Annotated in this window: 3 protein-coding genes; all 3 read right to left on the reverse strand. The window is 33.7% G+C overall.

Annotated features, from left to right (window positions below):
• Positions 1-353: 353 nt before the first annotated feature.
• On the reverse strand, positions 354-1,451 hold the full coding sequence (locus BLP55_RS16325; RefSeq protein WP_091147374.1) for a 3D domain-containing protein: 1,098 nt from the start codon (positions 1,449-1,451) through the stop codon (positions 354-356).
• A gap of 16 nt (positions 1,452-1,467) precedes the next feature.
• Positions 1,468-1,950, reverse strand: a complete 483-nt coding sequence (locus tag BLP55_RS16330) for a M48 family metalloprotease (protein WP_091147378.1) — start codon at positions 1,948-1,950, stop codon at positions 1,468-1,470.
• A gap of 168 nt (positions 1,951-2,118) precedes the next feature.
• Positions 2,119-2,613, reverse strand: a complete 495-nt coding sequence (locus BLP55_RS16335) for a hypothetical protein (protein ID WP_091147381.1) — start codon at positions 2,611-2,613, stop codon at positions 2,119-2,121.
• Positions 2,614-3,262: the final 649 nt, after the last annotated feature.

The following is a 3,262-nucleotide window of genomic DNA, read 5'->3' on the forward strand; positions in this document are numbered from 1 at the left end:
GCGGTAGGGTTGTAGTTTGCGAAGTAGCGTCTACTGGCCGCGGATTATAGGCAACGCTAGGCATGAAGAAACCTAATGAAATAGGAACGCTCTGCTAAATTATTTTTAAAAGAGAAAATAGATTATAGAAAATGGGGAAGGAGTAAATTCTTAAGATCCTTTTCGAATCATGATAGTTGACGGATGCTGTGGTATGTGGAACCCAGGGCGCGAGCATAACGTTATGCCGCTACGCGACGTTGCGGCAAAGCGGACTGAGTTGCCTCTGCCGAAGATAAACAATGTTCGTGAAATAACAGTTTCCGGCTACCGAAAACCCGCAATGTCGTCGTAGCGGCGGTTGGCAGAAGTTTTTATTTTCTATGTTTCTTTATTAATTGGTTTTTAATCTCATCATTTGTAATTATATATGCCTCAAAAGTTCCTGTTGGTATTGATTTGATAAAATCAAGTGGTTCACTCTTGAAAAGTCCTGTAAATACATCTATATGATTTCCTTTAATATCTCCTCCAACATCTGCTGAAAAGAAATATCCATCATGTGACGATTTTGTTCCGTTTGGTAAAATGATTTCTTTCCCAACAGCACTAGGAATAAAAAGTACTGTTCCAATTGGAATTTTTGTTTTGTCAACAGCAATAGTTCTAAATGGTACTAATATATATCCATTAACACCATCTCCATATTTTCCCTTAGCTTTATACCACAAAGAGCGTCTTATACCTTTATTTTTGTAACCTTTGTATTTATTGCATTTAGAACAATTAACTAATTCTTTTTTGCTTTTTCCTGCATAATTTAAAGTAATATTATTTCCCAAACTATCTTTTGTAAAAATTGTCCCTTCAACAGCTCCATCACACCAATCACAAATTTCTATTTTGGTAAAAGTATTTTTTTCTTCAATATCCATAAGAGGAAATCCATTTTTGGAATATTCTGCTTGATGCACATAATATTGTGTTGCCCATAAAATAGTTTTATTGTTTTTTAGGATGTTATTAGGGGTTGTAATTTTAAAATCATCTATTTCCAATGAATTATCGTTTGAATAAACAATTACTTTAATTACAACACTACTTGCGTTTCGATTTTTTGTATTAGGAACATATTTGATATAAGTAATTTTTGCATTATATTTTTTATTTTGATCTGAAATTTCGTAAGGGAAATCCTCTTGGACTTCTAATTGAGAGGTTAGAATTTCGCCGTCATTTATTATGCTAAAAACACAATCTCCCGTATCTAAATCATTAACTTTTGATGCCATAAATTCAATATTGTACTTATCTTTCAAAATTTCTGAATAAGAAATATCGTTACTACTTTCTTTTCCCACGTTTGGAAATAATGTTGATGTAAATTCTTCAACAATTTTTTTAGATTGTCCATTTGCTGTTAGTGTCACTGTTAAGAATAACACGATGAAGGATAAAATTTTTAGTTTCATTTTTTTTATTTTTGTATTAAGGGAATAATTTAAATCCAGTTAATTGGTAATAATATTGTACAACATTAGTTGCCCTAATTTGTGATGGCAAATGGGTATTATCGCCCAAATTATTAATTGACCACATCGTATTTACCCAAGATTGTATAACTTGAATATTATTTTGTCCAACCCAATATCTCACAGCGTAAGCATCAGCATCATTTTCCATATTTTTATCTAGCCAATTTTGAACATACGGGTTATTTGCATTCCAAAGCTTTTGAATAACATGTCCTAAATTATGGTGTGCGTATTCGTGAGCTTTAAAAAATAAAGTTGTTAATTGTCCTGCTTGTTGGCAAATATTAGGGTTAAAATAAATAACTGGTCCATAATTGTCATAAGATGCACACGCAATGTCGTTTAATGTATACACAGGAATTTCTCTTATGGTTTGTGCTTTAACGGATAAATAAAATATATTGATAATCAATAACACAAAAAATTGTTTTCTCATTTTCTATTTTTTATTTGTTCACAATTTACAAAATTATTCTCTGTTACAATAAGCTCTCGAATTCTCTGGTAAAATTTCTGCCAACGTTTCGCGCAGTTACGCAGGCGCGTCAGAGCGAACTGAGTTCTCTCTGCCGAAGATAATCTTTCTTCGTGAGAAACGAACTTTCTAGCCTGAAAAATCTAGCGCTTGCTTAACTGCGCTGTTGGTGGCAGTTTTATTTTTTAAATTCGTTTTTATAAATAAACCTAAAATGATTCCTACAATCAAAGTTGGCATAAAACCCATTAAAAAAATCCAAAAGAAAGGCTTGAAATAATAATCAAAAATAGCATTTTGAATTGTGTATTCTTGATGTGATTGTAAAATTCCTTCTTGGATAAAACCTACAGACGAACCTAAAAATGTTGCCGTTGCCAAAATTAAAAACAATGCTGATGCTCCAGTTATTGCAGCATATTTTGGGCTGCGTTGAATTGTATTTTCTATATTTTTTTCAATGTAAAAACCACAAGAGTAAAGTCCAATAAGAGCGACCAAAATATTTAGCGGTAATTCAACAAGAAATTCTAATCCGTCCAATCCAAACATAGAAACAATCATTATTACCGCTACTATCAGATTAAAAGAAATTGCTGTAAAAATTAGTTGTCTAGTTTTCATTATTGTTTGTTATGATGTTTGTCGGTCCGCAAAAATTGCCACCAACGTTTCGCCGGTAAGCGAAGTCGCTGATCAAAGCGAACTGAGTTGTCTCTGCCAAGATAATATTTCTTCGTGAAAATAAAACATGAATCTTGCAGATTCTCAGCGATTTCACTTACCGGCTGTTGCACGATGACGCCTGACAAAGCGAATTGATTTCATTTTCTCTAGGCTTTTCATTTTAAAATTTCAATTTACCAGGAAATTTGTTTTGTGGCCGACAAAGAAATTCCACAACGTAACCACAACGAAACTCCGCTAGGATTTCTGACAAAGAACTTCGCCAAAGATTGGCTGAAAAAAAAATTACTTGTTTGCAGCGAACTCTCTGATTAAGATTTCAGCGCAAGGAGAATCATATGAAATTTGACAAAGCTCGGCGACAAAGTTTTCGGCGCTAAAATTATATTTTGAGATTCAACGCAAAGTAAATCATATGAAAATTACGACAAAGATTGGATAGGGAAGAGGATTCTGCGCAATCTTTTCCGGGTTTCCTTGGCGTTTTCGTGCAACGTTTCGCGCATTTGCGTGGTCGCGTCAGAGCGAACTGAGTTCTCTCTGCCGAAGATAAACAAAGTTCGTGAAACTAAAACGTTCCGGCTAC

The sequence above is a fragment of the Flavobacterium caeni genome (genome assembly GCF_900101895.1).
GTDB classification, from domain to species: domain Bacteria; phylum Bacteroidota; class Bacteroidia; order Flavobacteriales; family Flavobacteriaceae; genus Flavobacterium; species Flavobacterium caeni.